The organism is Pseudomonas sp. AIG (assembly GCF_977020205.1).
This window is the reverse complement of sequence record NZ_CDROCK010000017.1, coordinates 13,104-29,068: the sequence shown is the minus strand read 5'-3', so window position 1 is coordinate 29,068 and position 15,965 is coordinate 13,104. Positions and strand designations below refer to the sequence as shown.

Genomic DNA, 15,965 nt, shown 5'->3' with positions numbered 1-15,965 from the left:
CATTCCGGGGAAACTTTCAGCCACGGCTGCAGGTCATCCGATCATCACTCGGAGAACTCACCATGGCTCGGGCAATCTGGAAAGGCGCAATCAGTTTCGGACTGGTGCACATCCCTGTCGCACTGGTCTCGGCGACCTCGTCGCAGGGCGTGGATTTCGATTGGCTCGACAGCCGCAGCATGGACCCGGTAGGTTACAAACGGGTAAACAAGGTCACTGGCAAGGAAGTCACCAAGGAGCACATCGTCAAAGGCGTGGCCTATGAAAAGGGCCGCTATGTGGTACTCAGCGAAGAGGAAATCCGCTCGGCGCACCCCGTCTCGACGCAGACCATCGACATCTTTTCCTTCGTCGACGCCGAACAGATTCCCCTGCAAAACATCGACACCCCCTACTACCTGGCACCCGACAAGCGCGGCGGCAAGGTCTACGCGCTACTGCGCGAAACCCTGAGCAAAACCAACAAGGTCGCCCTCGCCCGCGTGGTCCTGCATACGCGCCAGTACCTGGCGGCGTTGATGCCGCTGGAAGATGCATTGGTGCTGGTGAAACTGCGCTGGCCGCAGGAGGTGCGTGGCCTCGATGAGTTGGAATTGGGTCCTGAAGTGACCAAGCCACAGCTGGCCAAGGGTGAACTGGACATGGCCAAACGGCTGGTGCAGGACATGAGCGCCGACTGGAAACCCGAAGACTACAAGGATGAATTTGAAGACAAGATCATGGCCCTGGTCGAGAAAAAGGCCCATGAAGGCAAGATCGAGGATGTTGAAACGGTGGGTGGCGAGGAAGAGCGTAAAACCGCTGATGTGATCGACTTGACCGAGCTGCTCAAACGCAGTCTGGGTGGGAAAGCGCCGGCCAAGCCTAAGGCGAAGGCTGAGAAACCGGCGAAAGCTGCGCCGGCTAAAAAAGCCAAGAAGGCTTCCTGATAGTGATTGGTTGCCCTTGAGATCGTCATCGCGAGCAGGCTCGCTCCTACAGGGGAACGCATTTCAAATGTAGGAGTGAGCCTGCTCGCGATGGCGTCAGCAGCGTCTGCGTTGAATTCAGATCAGAATGAACACCGCCAGCAAACCACCGAAGATCGCCCACTTTTCCATGTAGTAACGTTTGCGATTGCGTTTCTTCAGCTCTTTACCACGCAGGCGAATCTTGTAGATCCGGGTAAACAAACGGTTGATCCCGCCCGTGCGGTCGCCAGCATCGTTCGGCGCGCCTGCCGCCGACATCACCGTACGGCTGAACCAGGCATTGAACGCTGCGGCCCAACGGTATTTCATCGGACGTTCAATATCGCAGAACAGGATGATGCGATTCTGGTCGGTGGTGTTTTCCGCGTAATGAATAAACGTCTCGTCGAACATCACTGCTTCGCCATCACGCCAGTGGTAGTTCTCACCGTCGACATTGATGTAGCAGCCGGCATCGTTCGGCGTGTCCAGACCCAGGTGATAGCGATACGAGCCTGCATACGGGTCACGGTGACGCACCAGTTTCGAACCCGGCGGCAATTCGGCGAACATCGCGGCCTTGATCGAGCCGATGCTTTGCACCAGTTCGGTGGTGCGTGGGCACAGTTTCATTGCCGACGGATGGCTTTCGCCGTACCACTTCAGGTAGAAACGCTTCCAGCCGCTTTTGAAGAACGAGTTGAAACCGACATCGTCGTACTGGGTAGAGCGCTTGATTTCGCCGGCACGCAGCAGATTCTGGCCTTCTTCGCGGATCTCCTGCCAATGCGCCTGCAACACGCTGAGATCGGGGAAATCCGCCGGATCGAGATAAGGCTGGTTAGGTTTCTTCGAAAACAGATAAAGGAAGCAGTTGATCGGCGCAAGAAACGTCGAATGGTCACTGAGTTGTCGGCCGAGCTTGTGGCGCACACGTCCACGCAAATGAACGTATGCAATGGAAATGACATAAATAGCAGCAATGATGAGTTTCACGGAAATCGTCACACGTCAGAAGTGAACAAACTGCGCGCCCGGCGGCCTGAGGCCCAGCGTCTTATGCAGCGGTCTGAATACACATGGCACGTCCTTGGCCCGCGCCGTAACCGGACGCTCGGTGAATAGGTGGCATTTTAGCCACAGTTTGTAACCGATAGTGAATCTTCAACTGTGAAAAACTGTCCCGCGATCATGCCAATCGGCGATCGTGGCGTGATCGCCCTATCGTTTAAAGAGCCAGACCAGTACAATCGCCGCCAAACTTTACGCGCCCCCCTTGGTCGATGACGGGACTCTCCCGCTTCAGCGCACTTTGACTCGGGCCAAGCGCTGCAGCCGCACCCTCGCTTTTTAAGAATGCTTCGCAGGAAAAACTCTTGATTTCTACAGCTAACATCACGATGCAGTTCGGCGCCAAGCCGCTCTTCGAAAACGTTTCGGTCAAATTCGGTGCGGGCAATCGCTACGGTCTGATCGGCGCCAACGGTTGCGGCAAGTCGACCTTCATGAAAATCCTCGGCGGCGACCTCGACCCGTCCGGCGGTCAGGTCATGCTCGAGCCGAACGTGCGTCTGGGTAAATTGCGCCAGGACCAGTTCGCCTACGAAGAATTCACCGTGATCGACACCGTGATCATGGGTCACGAAGAGCTGTGGAAGGTCAAGGCCGAGCGCGATCGTATCTACTCGCTGCCGGAAATGAGCGAAGAAGACGGCATGGCTGTAGCCGAGCTGGAAACCGAATTCGCCGAAATGGACGGCTACACCGCCGAGTCCCGTGCCGGTGAACTGTTGCTGGGCCTGGGTATCGGCATCGAACAGCACTTCGGCCCGATGAGCGAAGTCTCGCCAGGCTGGAAACTGCGCGTATTGCTGGCGCAGGCGCTGTTCTCCGATCCAGAAGTGCTGTTGCTCGACGAACCGACCAACCACTTGGACATCAACACCATCCGCTGGCTGGAAAACGTGCTGACCCAGCGTAACAGCCTGATGATCATCATCTCTCACGACCGTCACTTCCTGAACAGCGTGTGCACGCACATGGCTGACCTGGATTACGGCGAGCTGCGTCTGTTCCCGGGCAACTACGACGAGTACATGACCGTGGCGACCCAGTCCCGCGAGCAACTGCTGTCGGACAACGCCAAGAAGAAAGCACAGATTTCCGAGCTGCAATCGTTCGTCAGCCGCTTCTCGGCCAACGCCTCGAAAGCCAAGCAGGCGACGTCCCGCGCCAAGGCGATCGACAAGATCCAGCTGGCCGAGGTCAAGCCTTCGAGCCGCGTGAGCCCGTTCATCCGCTTCGATCAGAACAAAAAGCTGCACCGCCAGGCGGTCATCGTCGAAAAAATGGCCAAAGGTTTCGACGGCAAGCCACTGTTCAAAGACTTCAGCTTCCAGGTTGAAGCGGGCGAGCGCGTAGCGATCATCGGCCCGAACGGTATCGGTAAAACCACCCTGCTGCGCACCCTGGTCAACGAACTGACCCCGGACGCCGGCAGCATCAAGTGGACCGACGCGGCAGAACTGGGCTACTACGCCCAGGATCACGCGCACGATTTCGAAGACGACGTCACCCTGTTCGACTGGATGGGTCAGTGGACTCAGGGCGAGCAGATGATTCGCGGCACTTTGGGCCGCATGTTGTTCTCCAACGACGAGATCCTCAAGTCGGTCAAAGTGATTTCCGGTGGTGAGCAAGGTCGCATGCTGTTCGGCAAGCTGATCCTGCAAAAGCCGAACGTGCTGATCATGGACGAACCGACCAACCACTTGGACATGGAATCGATCGAGGCGCTGAACCTGGCGCTGGAGAACTACCCGGGCACGCTGATCTTCGTCAGCCACGACCGTGAGTTCGTATCGTCCCTGGCCACGCGCATCATCGAGCTGAGCCCGGATGGCGTGACTGACTTCAGCGGCACGTATGATGACTACCTGCGTAGTCAGGGTGTGGTGTTCTAAAAGCAGCTTCAAGTGTTGAGCTGCTAGCTTCAAGCTAAAGCCCTGTCCATGTGACGGGGCTTTTTGCATTCAGCGCGCTGATCGTTCCCACGCTCTGCGTGGGAATGCATCCCGTGACGCTCCGCGTCACACGAGCAGGACGCGGAGCGTCCGTGGCGGCGTTACCACGCAGAGCGTGGGAACGATCAGTCTGGAAAGTAGTTAGCCTGCTTTCTTTTATCTGACACCCAAGCCATGATGCGAACTCTCCCACCGCCGCCCGCGAACGAGTCCTCATGTCTGCGCAGCAACAGCCACCGCAAAGCTCCATGGCGATCACCCTGCAGATCGTCTCCATCGTGTTCTATACCTTTATTGCCTTCCTCTGCATCGGTCTGCCGATCGCGGTGTTGCCCGGTTACGTGCACGAGCAGCTGGGTTTCAGCGCAGTCATTGCCGGGCTGGTGATTGGCTCGCAGTACCTGGCCACCCTGCTCAGCCGGCCGATGGCCGGGCGCATGTCGGATACGGTCGGGACCAAACGGGCGATCATTTATGGCTTGTGGGGGATTGTCCTCAGCGGCTTGCTGACGCTGCTCTCCACGCTGTTGCAGAGTTTCCCGCTGGCCAGCCTGATCATTCTGATCATCGGCCGTTTGCTGCTCGGCGTCGCCCAAGGGCTGATCGGCGTCGGCACGATCAGTTGGTGCATGGGCCAGGTCGGTGTCGAACACACGGCGAAATCCATCGGCTGGAACGGCATCGCCTCCTATGGCGCGATTGCCATTGGTGCGCCGCTGGGCGTGGTCATGGTCGCCGATTACGGCTTCACCAGCCTCGGCATTGCGCTGGCCGTGCTGGCGGCCGGTGCGCTGGTGCTGATTCGCAATAAACCATCCGTGCCGGTGATCCGTGGGGAACGCCTGCCGTTCTGGGCGGTGATCGGGCGGATCGCCCCGTATGGCGCGAGCCTGACCCTGGCCTCGATCGGCTACGGCACGCTAACGACGTTTATCACGCTTTATTACCTCAACCGAGGCTGGACCGGCGCAGCGTATTGCCTGACGGTGTTTGGTGTGTGCTTCATCCTGTCGCGCCTGATGTTTATCTCGGCGATCAGTCGTTTCGGCGGTTTTAGATCGGCGATCGCCTGTATGACGATCGAAACCGTGGGGCTGGTGATGTTGTGGCTGGCGCCGTCCACCGGGTTCGCACTGATCGGCGCAGGACTCGCGGGGTTTGGCCTGTCGCTGGTGTATCCGGCGCTGGGTGTCGAGGCGATCAAGCAGGTGCCCAGTTCCAGTCGCGGGTCCGGGCTGGGCGCTTATGCGGTGTTCTTCGATCTGGCGCTGGCGATTGCCGGGCCGTTGATGGGCGCGGTGGCGTTGAACCTGGGGTATTCGTGGATATTCTTCAGTGCGGCAATGTTGTCGGTGATTGGGTTGGGGCTGACTTTGCTGCTCCAGCGCCGGGCGATTTCTTGAACAATCCACCAAAACCTGTGGGAGCGAGCTTGCTCGCGAAGGCGGTGAATCAGTTAGCACATGTATTGACTGACACTACGCCTTCGCGAGCAAGCTCGCTCCCACAGTTGCTGCGGTGCTGCGGGGATCGGATTATTGATCCGCGGTTTGCATCCCGGCCCGGGTCGGTTTGCCCAGCGTGTGCGAGAAGAAACGCCCGGCTTCAGAGATCAGGTTGCGATGGATATCCTCGCGATCAACGCCATCGGCATCAGTACACAGCGCCGGCATGGCGCGAATCTGCTCTTCGTTGCACGGCGCCATGAACACGAAGTGCCCTGCCCCGGCCAGCAATTTGAAATCCGGTGCGGTCGGCAGTTTGCGCGCCAAAGCCGCCGCGTTCTTGTCGAAAGCCACCAGTTTGTCGCCATCGCCGCTGTAGAGCAGCACCGGCACATGCACGTCCGCCAGGGTGTGGCGGCCGAATTTCAAACTCAACGGCGCCATCAACAGCAAGGCGTGCACGCGTGGGTCAGCCACCGGCTGCAAGTCATCACGGTCGACGATCAGTTCACCCTGCGTATTACAGGCATCACGGTCATCCGGACGTTCCTGGCAATAACGCCGCAAGCGATCCAGGTCTGGCTGCGCGCCTGACAGAATCAACGCGGTCTCGCCACCCGCCGAATAGCCGATCACGCCGACCTGATCGGCATTGACGTAGGGCGCGAGCATGCGGTCGCCGAGGGTGGCGGTAATCGCTTCGGAAATCTGGATTGGCCGCCCGTAGAGATTGCTCAGGGTGCCGAGGCGGCTGTGGTCTTTGGAGTTGTCGCCGGGATGGATCACCGCAACCACGACAAAGCCTTTGCGCGCCAGCGAGGTGGCGAGGTCGTGCAAGGCCAGCGGTGTGCCGGTGTTGCCGTGCGAGAGCATCAGCATCGGAAAGCGGCCAATGGCGACTTTGGTGTCTTCGCCGGCTTCCACCGAATAGCCTTCGAGCAGGCTCATGTGCTCGCGGTCGCTGGAAGGATAGAAGGCGATGGCGCGCATCGGTTGCAGGTCCAGCGGATCGAGAAACGTCATCTCGTGGTAGCCAACGCTCCACACAGGGTGTCGCCCAGGCGCAGCATGCACTGTGTTAAAGCTGCCAAGCAGGCAAATCAGTAACGTTGCACAAAGACGCATCATGGGATGCTCCACCCTGTTGTTACTCAATCGAAAGTTCCGTTGCGTTGCGGGCCTGAAACGCCGGGGATTCGGTGTTTCGGTACGACAATGCACTCAGACGCTGATTGTGTGACTGCATAACCCGGGCCAGATTATGTAACAGCCAGAAACAAAAAACTCCGCATTCGCCCCTTGCGGAACCAGAATACAGAGTTTTTTGAGTGTTACCTGAACAACAGCTGTTCTTTACGCAAGCCTTACGCAGCGGCGAACAGTTGCTCGCTGATCTTCGCTTGGGCAGCGGTCATGGCGTTGTTGCGCACTTCGTCGCCATAAGCCAGGCCTTCGGCACGGACGATTTCGATGTCGGTGATGCCGAGGAAGCCCAGCACCAGCTTCAGATATTCTTCGTGAGCAATACCGCTGGCCTGACCGGCATGAATGCCGCCGGAGGTGGAAACGATCACCACTTTCTTGCCGCCGCACAGGCCTTCAGGGCCGGCTTCGGTGTAACGGAAGGTTTGACCCGCGACGGCAACGCGGTCGATCCACGCCTTGAGTTGGGTCGGTACGGTGAAGTTATACATCGGCGCGGCGATGACGACGGCGTCGGCAGCGATGAACTCGGCCAGCGTGGAAGCGCTCAGTTCGGCTTCGTGCTGTTGTGCGGCGTTACGCAGTTCAGCGGTGGTGCCGGCGGCGACCAGGGTGGTCGACGAGAAGTGGCTGATGGCGTCGGCAGCCAGGTCGCGGTAGGTCACCACGGCGCTTGGCTCGGCGGCCTGCCAGGCTTTGACGACTTCGCTGCTCAACTGACGGGAAGCCGAGTTGTCGCCCAGAATGCTCGAATCGATATGCAGCAGTTTCATGTGGAATCTCCTGGAAGGAATCGCCGGTGGCGACGGAATGGAGACAATCCTACGCAAGAAACCAATGGATGATTAGCCGCCTGAAATGCGATAGTTTGTCCCACTGATAGAACAGTTGGAATTCAACGATGCAAGACCTCAACGATCTCTACTATTTCGCCAAAGTCGTCGAGGCCGGCGGCTTTGCGGCGGCCGGGCGTTTGCTGGGCATTCCCAAGTCACGCCTGTCACGACGCATCGCCGAACTGGAAGAACGTCTCGGCGCACGTTTGCTGCAACGCACCACCCGGCAACTCAATCTCACCGCCGTTGGCGAACGTTATCTGCGTCACTGTCAGGCGATGTTGCTGGAAGCGGAAATGGCCGATGAAGCGGTGGCGAGCATGTCCAGCGAGCCGCGTGGCCGCCTGCGGGTCTCCTGCCCCACCGGTCTGGCCCGGGAAATGTTGCCGTGGGTGATCAGCGAATTTCTCGGTAAATTCCCGCAGGTGCAACTCGAAGTCGTCCTGCTCAATCGCCGCGTCGATCTGGTCGGCGAAGGCTTTGATGTGGCGCTGCGCGTGCGTGAACACGGTGACGAAGATCCGTTGCTGGTCACCCGGCGTTTGCGGCAGGCGCAAATGGTCGTGGTGGCCAGTCCGGATTTTGTACAGGACCAATCGATCAACCATCCGCAAGACCTGAAAAATCTGCCAGTGCTCGGCGCGCTGGAGGCTGATCGCATGGTGCATGTGCGCTTGCTTGATCAACAGGGTGAAAGCTTCGAGTTGAACATGGAAGCGCGCCTGGGCATCGATGACTTTATTGTGCGCAAAGCCTGCGTGCTGGCCGGTCAGGGTTTCACTTTGCTGCCGATGATGTACTGCGAAGAAGAACTGAGAAACGGCACGCTGGTGCAATTGCTGCCAGAGTGGTCACTGCCCGGCGGCTGGCTGCAAGCGGTGTATCCGCATCGACGCGGGGTGATGCCGGCGGTGCGCGCGTGGATCGATCATCTGGTCGAATCGTTCAATGCTTGTGGGGAGCGGTTGTTATGAGCAAGGGAAAAATGAGCGAAGCCGACGTTGCGGCGTTCTGCCTGGCATTGCCGGGTGCTCGGGAAGATTACAAGTGGGGTGGCGTGCGGGTGTTTTCGATTGCCGGCAACAAGATGTTTGCCTTGCAGGGGCTGCGCGGCGATTCGCTGGCATTCAAGGTCGACAAGGATCTGTTTCTCGGCCATTGCGACCGCCCGGGCATTCACCCGGCGCCGTATCTGGCGCGGGCGCAGTGGATCATCATGCATCCGCCCTACCCTTTGGGTGCCGAAGAGTTGCAGGGGTTGTTGCAGCGCTCGCATCAACTGGTGGTGAGCAAGTTGCCGAAAAAGACCCAAATCGGTTTATTGCTCTAACCCCGATCCCTGTAGGAGTGAGCCTGCTCGCGATAGCGGAGTGTCAGTTGGAATTTCTTTGACTGACACTCCGCTATCGCGAGCAGGCTCACTCCTACATAGGGAATTGCGGTGTATTCAGAACAGGGTCAACAGGTTCGAACCAAGAAACAGCTGGTCGATCCAGAACACCTGATGCAGCAGCACAATCACCCAGAACAGAATCTGAAACGACACCTTGCGCGTCTTGTGCCGGAATACCTGCTGGGCAATCAACGCGCCCGGCCAGCCGCCGGCCAGTTCCACGGCATGCAGGACGTTTTCCGGCGTGCGCCAGGCATCGGTGCGCGCCTTGCGCTTGTCGGCCCAGTACATGAAGAACGCCAACACACTGACGATCCCGTAAGCGGCCAACGGCACCCGCGAGATCCCGCGCAGCCACATCGACACTGAGCCGAACAACGGCAGTGCGCAGACGATCAGCAGAACCACCAGCTTCAGCTTCAGATGCTGGATGTTGTTGCCACCCGAAGGTCGCCCTTCGGGTCGGCGTGCGCGGGAATCACTCATGGTTTGGCCGCCGCCCAATCGATCCAGCCAAACTGCCACGTCGCCAGAATGACCAGACCAAACACAATCCGATACCAGGCGAACGCCGCATAGCTGTGGCTGGCAATGAACTTGAGCAAGCCGCGCACGGCGATCATGGCGAAGATGAACGCGGTGACAAAGCCGATGGCGAACACCGGGAAGTCCGCTGGCACAAACAGGTGACGGTACTTGTAGCCCGAATAGACCGCCGCACCGACCATGGTTGGCATCGCGAGGAAGAACGAGAACTCGGTGGCAGTCTTGCGCGACAGGCCGAACAACAACCCGCCAATGATCGTCGAGCCAGAGCGCGAGGTGCCGGGAATCATCGCCAGACACTGCGCGAAGCCAACCTTCAAGGCATCTTTCCAAGTGATCTCGTCGACCGTTTCCGCATGCACTTCATGCTGACGCTTTTCCGCCCACAACATGATGATGCCGCCCACCACCAGTGCTGTCGCCACGGTAATCGGGTTGAACAGGTATTCGTGGATCAGGTCGGCGAAGATCACGCCCAGCACCACAGCGGGCAGAAACGCAATCAGCAGGTTGGCGGTAAAACGCCGTGCGCTGGGCTGTGTCGGCAAGCCGATGACCACATCAAGAATCTTGCGCCGAAACTCCCAGACCACCGCGAGGATCGCGCCGAGCTGGATGATGATATTGAACGCCATGGCCCGTTCGCCGCCGAAATCGAGCAAGTCGGCAACAATGATCTGGTGTCCGGTACTGGAAATGGGCAAAAACTCCGTCAGCCCTTCTACAACTCCTAGTATCAGTGCCTGCAAGGCCGTCCAAAGATCCATCAATCCCCCAAAGAGCGATGCGCGTTGGCATGCTCCGATAGTATTTTTCTAGCGTTCACTGCGATCAGCGTAGCTGTTTATGGCTGTACCGATTCCGCACGCACAGGATCCACACGAAACGGTCAAAATTCCGTGAAATATCAATTTGGATTCAGGTTTTCACGCGCGGGGCCGAAATCCTAACAGACAAGCCTTAATAGCGCTGCCGCGTTATACGACTTGGGTCGCGTATGCCCGCTCACGAAATCGTGGTTGGATGCTGGCGGTCGTTTATTACAAGAAAAAGAATCCGGAGTGACAGCGTTATGAACAGCTTGCGCAGTGTGTCGATCAGCCGACGCTTGTGGCTCATCTTGATTGTGGCGGTGGTCATGTTGCTGACCTTGGGCATGTTGATGCTCAAGCAGATCCACGACGATCTCTACCACGCCAAGGCCCAGAAAACCCAGCACGTGGTGCAGACGGCCAGTGGCCTGCTGACCTACTACCACGACCTCGAAACCGCCGGCACCCTGAGCAAAGAGGCGGCGCAGAAACAGGCGCTGACGGCGATTCGTGGCCTGCGCTATGACCAGAGCGATTATTTCTGGATCAACGACCTCACGCCCGTGATGGTCATGCACCCGACCAACCCCAAACTCGAAGGCCAGAACCTCTCGGCGATCCGCGACCCGGACGGCTTTGCGGTGTTCAACGAAATGGTCGCCATCGCCAAGGCCAAAGGCGCCGGCATGGTCGACTACCGTTGGCCGAAACCCGGCGCCAGCGAGCCGGTGGCCAAGACCTCCTACGTCAAACTGTTCGAGCCTTGGGGCTGGGTGCTCGGTTCCGGGGTTTACGTCGACGATGTGCAGGCGGAATTCCAGGGCCAAGTGATCAAGGCCACGGTCATCGGTTTGGCGATTGCCGTGATCATGGCGCTGCTGGTGATCCTGATCGCGCGCAGCATCGTCCGGCCGCTGCAGGAAACCGTCAACGCCATGGCCAACATCGCCAGCGGCGAAAGCGACCTGACCCGCAGCCTCGATACCCATGGCAAGGATGAAGTCACTGAACTGGCCCATCACTTCAACGCCTTTACCGCCAAACTGCGCCGGGTGATCGGTGACTTGCAGGTGTCGGCCAGCGCCCTTGGCCAGTCGTCCAGCGAACTGGGCAACGACGCCTCGCAGGCGCAGCAACGTAGCCAGCAGCAATCGCAGCAGATGGAACTGGTGGCCACAGCGATCAACGAAGTGACCTATGGCGTGCAAGACGTGGCGAAGAACGCCGAGCACGCCGCCGCCGAAATGCGCGATGCCGAAGCCCAGGCGCAACAGGGCCAGATCAATATCGATGGCAGCTTGCAGCAGATCGACAAGCTGTCCGGGACCATTGATCAAGCCGTTGAAGTGATTCGCACCCTGGCGGCCGAAAGCACCCAGATCGGCAGCGTGCTGGAAGTGATCCGCTCGATTGCCGAGCAGACCAACCTGCTCGCGCTCAATGCCGCCATTGAAGCGGCCCGGGCCGGTGAACAAGGACGCGGTTTCGCCGTGGTGGCGGATGAAGTACGCCTGCTGGCGCAGCGCACACAGAAATCGACAGCGGAAATCCAGTCGATGATCGAGCGCCTGCAGAACCATTCCGAGGCGGCCGTGAAGGTGATCGGCGACAGCAGCAAGGCGTCGCAATTGACCATCGAACAAGCGGGACTGGCCGGGGCGAGTCTGAATGCCATTGGCCAGGCACTGCGCAATCTCAATGGCCTGAATGCGTCGATTGCCAGCGCGACGTTGCAGCAGGCGCATGTGGTCGAGGACATCAATCAGAACGTCACCCAGGCGGCTGGCCTCTCGCACAGCACGGCGATCGCGGCCGAGCAGTCGAGTGCGGCCAGCGTACGCCTCGGCCAATTGAGCGAACAACTCAACGGCCTTCTGCGCCAGTTCCGCGTCTGACCCGTGTAACTCTGGTGAGCCCCCCCTCACCCCAGCCCTCTCCCCGAGGAGAGGGGGCCGACCGAGGTGTCTCAAGCTATACGTCGACCTGAAAAATCGAGTCGATTATGGATTCAACGCAGAAAGATCAGGTCGGCGGATCTCGAACATCCAACTCGGTCAGTCCCCTCTCCCTCCGGGAGAGGGTTAGGGTGAGGGGCTTTTGATCTACAGCGGTCATCAGTCCCTAGTCCAATGCAGTACAATCCGCCCCCTTCTTCGACTCCCCCAAGGAACCCCCATGTCCGGGCTTGAACTGTTTGCCGCCGCCCTCGGTGTGATCGCCGTCTGGCTGACGGTCAAACAGAATCCGTGGTGCTGGCCGATCGGGCTGGTCATGGTGTTGCTCTATAGCTGGATCTTCTTCGAAGTGAAGCTGTACTCGGACATGTTGCTGCAAGTGATTTACGCCGCGTTGCAAGTCTATGGCTGGTGGCAATGGACCCGCGCCGGGACGATGCATGACGGCCGCGAGGTCACCCGCCTCGATCACCGTTCGCTGTTGCTCGGCTTGGGTATTGGTGCCGTCGGCAGTGTCTTGCTCGGCGCGGCGATGGCCCATTGGACCGACGCCGCGCAACCGTGGCTGGATGCGGCGCTGACCGGTTTCAGTCTGGTCGCGCAACTGTGGATGGCGCAGAAGCGCCTGCAATGCTGGGCGCTGTGGTTCGTGCTCGATGTGATCTTCGTCGGCCTGTTCATCTATAAGGGGCTGTACCTCACCGCTGCGCTGTACGCTCTGTTCACCCTGCTGGCGATTCAAGGCTTTCGCGAATGGCGCGCCGACCCGGCGTTGCGCACATGAAGGTCGTGGTCCTGACCGGCCCGGAATCCACCGGCAAGAGCTGGCTGGCGGCGGGCCTGCAACAGCGCTTTGGCGGCTTGCGCGTGGATGAGTACGTGCGCCGGTTTATCGAACTCAATCCCCGTGACACCTGTCTGGCCGACATCCCTGAAATCGCTCGCGGTCAACTGCAATGGGAAGATCAAGCGCGGGCGCAACAGCCGTCCCTGCTGATTCTCGACACCCATTTGTTGAGCAATATTCTCTGGAGCCAGACGCTGTTCGGCGATTGCCCGGCCTGGCTGGAATCCGAATTGTTGGCGCGGCATTACGACCTGCACCTGTTGCTGTCCCCGGAACAGATTGACTGGACCGATGATGGTCAACGTTGCCAACCGGATCTGGACGAGCGACTGGCGTTTTACCGAGCCACGCAAAACTGGCTGGAAAACCACCACCAGCGTTTACAGGTCATCGAGGGCAATTGGGCCGAGCGCCAGACGCAGGCCTTCGCCGCCGTCGAGCAACTGCTGACTGAGTGACCCGCTCGACGGGTGCCCTTCCCCGATATTTTCCCCTGGTTTGGGGGCAAAGTGTCCGTTCTTGAAACAGTCGTCCAAGCGCAAAGTGGCCGTTTCAGCACTGTTCATCGCTTTGTCATCCGGGTTGTTACGCGGCTGATACACACCGCTGCAAACCCTTGTTTCAGAGCTTTGTTCAGCCAATGGACAGGTCAGCGCAACCCTGCGTGTATCAGCCATGAAACAGCCGGTGTATCAGGCCTGCGCATCTATTTCCCAAGCAATTGAAATTCAAACACATTTCAAAAGCGGCACAGCTTTCGCTCTCTCCTTCACAACGCTGACCAAGGGCAGCCCACTGAAGAAGGAATTGCAGCCGTGGGGAATATCAAAAAAGCCTTTACTTGCCTCCTGCTGATTGGATCAGCCGCCAGTACGTTCGTGAGTTTCAACGTACAGGCAGAAGGCAACGGTGTGATTGTGCTCAATCGCGATGTCCAGCCGATTCCTATCGGTCGCAGCGGCGGCAAAGACCCCTACCCGACGACCGTCAATGCCAACCCTTCCGGCCGCATCAACCAGGCGATGAACAGCACCGAACTCAATGACGGTGACTTCGCCAGTGTAGCCAGTGGTTCGTCGATTCGCGGCGGTATGTCGACCGCAACCGGTAGCCTGCCGGGGACCAATGTGCTGACCAACCCCAATGGTCTGCCCGGCATGAGTGCCGGTCATGGCGGCGGCGGTGGCAGTTCCATCTCCAACACCGTCAACCGCGCAATGGGCGCCGGCCTCGCTCCGCTGACCCGCATGGCTGGAGGCCAATAAGATGAATCGCACCCTGCTCCTGCTTACCCTCTTCGGCTGCGCCAGTGCCATGGCGGCCGACCCCAGTTCAGTGAACAACGCGAACATTCAGGACACCGGCATTCAGTACCGCGGCAATTACAACGTCAACCAGGCCGCCGGCGACCAGATGCAGCAAACCAATGCCAAATCCATCGCCATTGGCACGTCGGCGAGCGCTACGACGATCGTCCGCCAACACATCGATACACCCGGCAATCCGTCGACGAATGCCAGCGCCACCATCGGCGGCAACTCTTTCAGTAATGGCAACGGGATTCTCGGTGTGAACCAGGGTGCCGGCGCCAACAACCAGATGGCCAACGTGACGCGCGTCAGCATCAGTGCTGCCCCGCAGAGCGTTGACGACAGTGCCCTTTCACAACAGAACGTGGCGCTTTTACCGAGCTCAGGAGCAACTGGTACCTCACCCGGCAGTCGCCAGGTCACGACAAGTGATCAGGCCTTCACCGGCAGCCGCGGGGTAATCCAGGTGAACCAGAGTGCCGGGGTGGGGAACCGAATGGCTAACACCCTGAGCATCCGGGTCGCTGACTGACCCAAACAACAAAAGCAGTGCAATTAGAAAGTACCAACACTTAACCAACTAATAAGCACGATGGAGAAACACCATGAAACCTACAATGGCTCTCAAACCACTGGTTTTCGCACTTGCAGCAGTGATGGCAATCGCAGCACAGGCAGGCGGTCGTGATGACAATGATCACGGTCATGGTAACGGGAACGGCAACGGTCATGGCAATGGCCATGATCCAAAAGGCCCTACCCTCGAAGAACTGCTGCAAATCGGCGCTGGCGCCGGTGCCGCAGTGCTCGATACGCAAAGCAGCGGCGGCAATACTGTGCTTAACCAAGGCACTCAAAACAACGCCAGCGTCAGTGGCTCGCTCAATGGTGCCAACGGCAACATCGGTGCGAACAACACCGCAGGCGACGGCAACCAACAAGACAACGCTGCGGCTCTGGCGACTGCTGACGAAAGCTTCATCTTCGGCACCGCAGTGGCTGTCTCCAGTGCCACTCAAGTCAACGCCAACAACGCTGTAGGCAACTACTCCAGCACCGCCAACGCCAGCCTCAACAACGTCGGCAACAGTGGCTCGGGTAATATCGGCGTGAACAACAGTGCCGGCAACTTCAACCAACAGAAAAACAACCTGGCAATCGCTGTGTCCGGTGGTCGCGTAGCTCAAGCAGCTGCCGCTGCCAACCAAAGCTCCAGTGGTTTGTCTGTCGCCAACAACGGCACTCAAACCTACAAAAAAGATACCCTCACTGGCACTGTTACCGCCGCCGGCGCATTCGTCGCCGCCGGTACTGCAACCACCAAAGATGACGATCATGGTCATGGCGGTGGCGGCTATGGCAACAATGACAAAGGGCATGGCGGCAATGGTGGCAACAAACCATCCAGCTCTGACTTCGTCGCTGTGGGTGTCTTCGGTCTGGCTGGTGTAACCACTCAACAAGTGATGACTCCAGATGGCTGGAAAAACCCTGTCACCAACAATGCCAACATGACCAACGTGGGCAACAACTGGTCTGGCAACGGTGGCTTCAACAACGCCGCTGGTGTTGGCAACCAACAAAGCAACTCGCTGTCCATCGCTGCAGGTTGCAAAGCCTGCATGTAATCGCGATCGAAAAGAAA

Annotated in this window: 17 protein-coding genes; 12 read left to right on the top strand and 5 right to left on the bottom strand. The window is 58.8% G+C overall.

The features are described 5' to 3' along the window. The first annotated feature begins 62 nt into the window (after positions 1-62). Entirely contained in the window at positions 63-929 is an 867-nt protein-coding gene (ku, locus tag ACWR1S_RS12395) for a non-homologous end joining protein Ku (protein WP_454563677.1), read from the top strand. 117 nt (positions 930-1,046) lie between these two features. On the opposite strand, the gene lpxO is transcribed toward ku, so the two are convergent. Beyond that, complete coding sequence (gene lpxO / locus ACWR1S_RS12390) at positions 1,047-1,946, bottom strand: lipid A hydroxylase LpxO (RefSeq protein WP_454563676.1); 900 nt, start codon at positions 1,944-1,946, stop codon at positions 1,047-1,049. Positions 1,947-2,326: 380 nt separating this feature from the next. Between lpxO and ACWR1S_RS12385 the strand changes: the two genes are divergently transcribed. Both ACWR1S_RS12385 and ACWR1S_RS12380 read left to right on the top strand, forming a co-directional pair. After that, positions 2,327-3,913, top strand: a complete 1,587-nt coding sequence (locus ACWR1S_RS12385; RefSeq protein ID WP_007914779.1) for an ABC-F family ATPase — start codon at positions 2,327-2,329, stop codon at positions 3,911-3,913. 275 nt (positions 3,914-4,188) lie between these two features. After that, the gene (locus ACWR1S_RS12380) at positions 4,189-5,376 is read left to right on the top strand and encodes an MFS transporter (protein WP_454563675.1); all 1,188 of its coding nucleotides are present in this window, start codon (positions 4,189-4,191) and stop codon (positions 5,374-5,376) included. A 132-nt stretch (positions 5,377-5,508) separates the two neighbouring features. Here ACWR1S_RS12380 and ACWR1S_RS12375 read toward each other — a convergent pair whose 3' ends face one another. Beyond that, complete coding sequence (locus ACWR1S_RS12375) at positions 5,509-6,546, bottom strand: alpha/beta hydrolase family protein (RefSeq protein ID WP_137216731.1); 1,038 nt, start codon at positions 6,544-6,546, stop codon at positions 5,509-5,511. A 236-nt stretch (positions 6,547-6,782) separates the two neighbouring features. Next, the gene (locus ACWR1S_RS12370; protein ID WP_116030393.1) at positions 6,783-7,394 is read right to left on the bottom strand and encodes an FMN-dependent NADH-azoreductase; all 612 of its coding nucleotides are present in this window, start codon (positions 7,392-7,394) and stop codon (positions 6,783-6,785) included. Between the two features lie 128 nt (positions 7,395-7,522). Between ACWR1S_RS12370 and ACWR1S_RS12365 the strand changes: the two genes are divergently transcribed. Together ACWR1S_RS12365 and ACWR1S_RS12360 are read left to right on the top strand one after the other, a co-directional pair. After that, a complete protein-coding gene (locus ACWR1S_RS12365; protein ID WP_160057969.1) occupies positions 7,523-8,431 on the top strand; it encodes a LysR substrate-binding domain-containing protein in 909 nt (302 codons plus the stop codon). Further along, positions 8,428-8,787, top strand: a complete 360-nt coding sequence (locus ACWR1S_RS12360) for an MmcQ/YjbR family DNA-binding protein (RefSeq protein WP_095118795.1) — start codon at positions 8,428-8,430, stop codon at positions 8,785-8,787. The genes ACWR1S_RS12365 and ACWR1S_RS12360 overlap by 4 nt, the downstream gene beginning before the upstream one ends. Positions 8,788-8,904: 117 nt before the next feature. Here the strand turns inward: ACWR1S_RS12360 and ACWR1S_RS12355 are convergent, their stop codons facing one another. Both ACWR1S_RS12355 and ACWR1S_RS12350 read right to left on the bottom strand, forming a co-directional pair. Continuing rightward, positions 8,905-9,336 carry a DUF1294 domain-containing protein gene (locus tag ACWR1S_RS12355; protein ID WP_454563674.1) on the bottom strand — a complete coding sequence of 144 codons (432 nt, stop codon included), beginning with the start codon at positions 9,334-9,336 and terminating at the stop codon, positions 8,905-8,907. Continuing rightward, entirely contained in the window at positions 9,333-10,163 is an 831-nt protein-coding gene (locus tag ACWR1S_RS12350; protein WP_454563673.1) for an undecaprenyl-diphosphate phosphatase, read from the bottom strand. The genes ACWR1S_RS12355 and ACWR1S_RS12350 overlap by 4 nt, the downstream gene beginning before the upstream one ends. 305 nt (positions 10,164-10,468) lie before the next feature. On the opposite strand from ACWR1S_RS12350, the gene ACWR1S_RS12345 reads away from it, so the two are divergent. The 7 genes from ACWR1S_RS12345 to ACWR1S_RS12315 all read left to right on the top strand — a co-directional run bounded on the left by ACWR1S_RS12345 (position 10,469) and on the right by ACWR1S_RS12315 (position 15,948). After that, the gene (locus tag ACWR1S_RS12345) at positions 10,469-12,103 is read left to right on the top strand and encodes a methyl-accepting chemotaxis protein (protein WP_454563672.1); all 1,635 of its coding nucleotides are present in this window, start codon (positions 10,469-10,471) and stop codon (positions 12,101-12,103) included. Between the two features lie 280 nt (positions 12,104-12,383). Next, complete coding sequence (gene pnuC, locus ACWR1S_RS12340; protein WP_141125613.1) at positions 12,384-12,947, top strand: nicotinamide riboside transporter PnuC; 564 nt, start codon at positions 12,384-12,386, stop codon at positions 12,945-12,947. Next, a complete protein-coding gene (locus tag ACWR1S_RS12335) occupies positions 12,944-13,468 on the top strand; it encodes an AAA family ATPase (RefSeq protein ID WP_141125751.1) in 525 nt (174 codons plus the stop codon). Before pnuC ends, ACWR1S_RS12335 begins: the two co-directional genes overlap by 4 nt. A gap of 217 nt (positions 13,469-13,685) precedes the next feature. Further along, positions 13,686-13,865 (top strand): hypothetical protein, encoded by a 180-nt coding sequence (locus ACWR1S_RS12330; RefSeq protein ID WP_171057221.1) that lies wholly within the window; start codon positions 13,686-13,688, stop codon positions 13,863-13,865. Continuing rightward, entirely contained in the window at positions 13,826-14,275 is a 450-nt protein-coding gene (locus ACWR1S_RS12325) for a hypothetical protein (RefSeq protein WP_141125612.1), read from the top strand. The genes ACWR1S_RS12330 and ACWR1S_RS12325 overlap by 40 nt, the downstream gene beginning before the upstream one ends. A gap of 1 nt (position 14,276) precedes the next feature. Further along, the gene (locus ACWR1S_RS12320) at positions 14,277-14,852 is read left to right on the top strand and encodes an adhesin (RefSeq protein WP_141125611.1); all 576 of its coding nucleotides are present in this window, start codon (positions 14,277-14,279) and stop codon (positions 14,850-14,852) included. 73 nt (positions 14,853-14,925) lie between these two features. Continuing rightward, positions 14,926-15,948 carry a heme utilization protein gene (locus tag ACWR1S_RS12315; protein WP_454563671.1) on the top strand — a complete coding sequence of 341 codons (1,023 nt, stop codon included), beginning with the start codon at positions 14,926-14,928 and terminating at the stop codon, positions 15,946-15,948. Positions 15,949-15,965: the final 17 nt, after the last annotated feature.

Coding starts and splice junctions, on each gene's coding strand:
- ku (WP_454563677.1), top strand. CDS start 63: ATGGCTCGGGCAATCTGGAAAGGCGCAATCAGTTTCGGACTGGTGCAC.
- ACWR1S_RS12380 (WP_454563675.1), top strand. CDS start 4,189: ATGTCTGCGCAGCAACAGCCACCGCAAAGCTCCATGGCGATCACCCTG.
- ACWR1S_RS12375 (WP_137216731.1), bottom strand. CDS start 6,546: ATGATGCGTCTTTGTGCAACGTTACTGATTTGCCTGCTTGGCAGCTTT.
- ACWR1S_RS12370 (WP_116030393.1), bottom strand. CDS start 7,394: ATGAAACTGCTGCATATCGATTCGAGCATTCTGGGCGACAACTCGGCT.
- ACWR1S_RS12365 (WP_160057969.1), top strand. CDS start 7,523: ATGCAAGACCTCAACGATCTCTACTATTTCGCCAAAGTCGTCGAGGCC.
- ACWR1S_RS12360 (WP_095118795.1), top strand. CDS start 8,428: ATGAGCAAGGGAAAAATGAGCGAAGCCGACGTTGCGGCGTTCTGCCTG.
- ACWR1S_RS12355 (WP_454563674.1), bottom strand. CDS start 9,336: ATGAGTGATTCCCGCGCACGCCGACCCGAAGGGCGACCTTCGGGTGGC.
- ACWR1S_RS12350 (WP_454563673.1), bottom strand. CDS start 10,163: ATGGATCTTTGGACGGCCTTGCAGGCACTGATACTAGGAGTTGTAGAA.
- ACWR1S_RS12345 (WP_454563672.1), top strand. CDS start 10,469: ATGAACAGCTTGCGCAGTGTGTCGATCAGCCGACGCTTGTGGCTCATC.
- pnuC (WP_141125613.1), top strand. CDS start 12,384: ATGTCCGGGCTTGAACTGTTTGCCGCCGCCCTCGGTGTGATCGCCGTC.
- ACWR1S_RS12335 (WP_141125751.1), top strand. CDS start 12,944: ATGAAGGTCGTGGTCCTGACCGGCCCGGAATCCACCGGCAAGAGCTGG.
- ACWR1S_RS12330 (WP_171057221.1), top strand. CDS start 13,686: ATGAAACAGCCGGTGTATCAGGCCTGCGCATCTATTTCCCAAGCAATT.
- ACWR1S_RS12320 (WP_141125611.1), top strand. CDS start 14,277: ATGAATCGCACCCTGCTCCTGCTTACCCTCTTCGGCTGCGCCAGTGCC.
- ACWR1S_RS12315 (WP_454563671.1), top strand. CDS start 14,926: ATGAAACCTACAATGGCTCTCAAACCACTGGTTTTCGCACTTGCAGCA.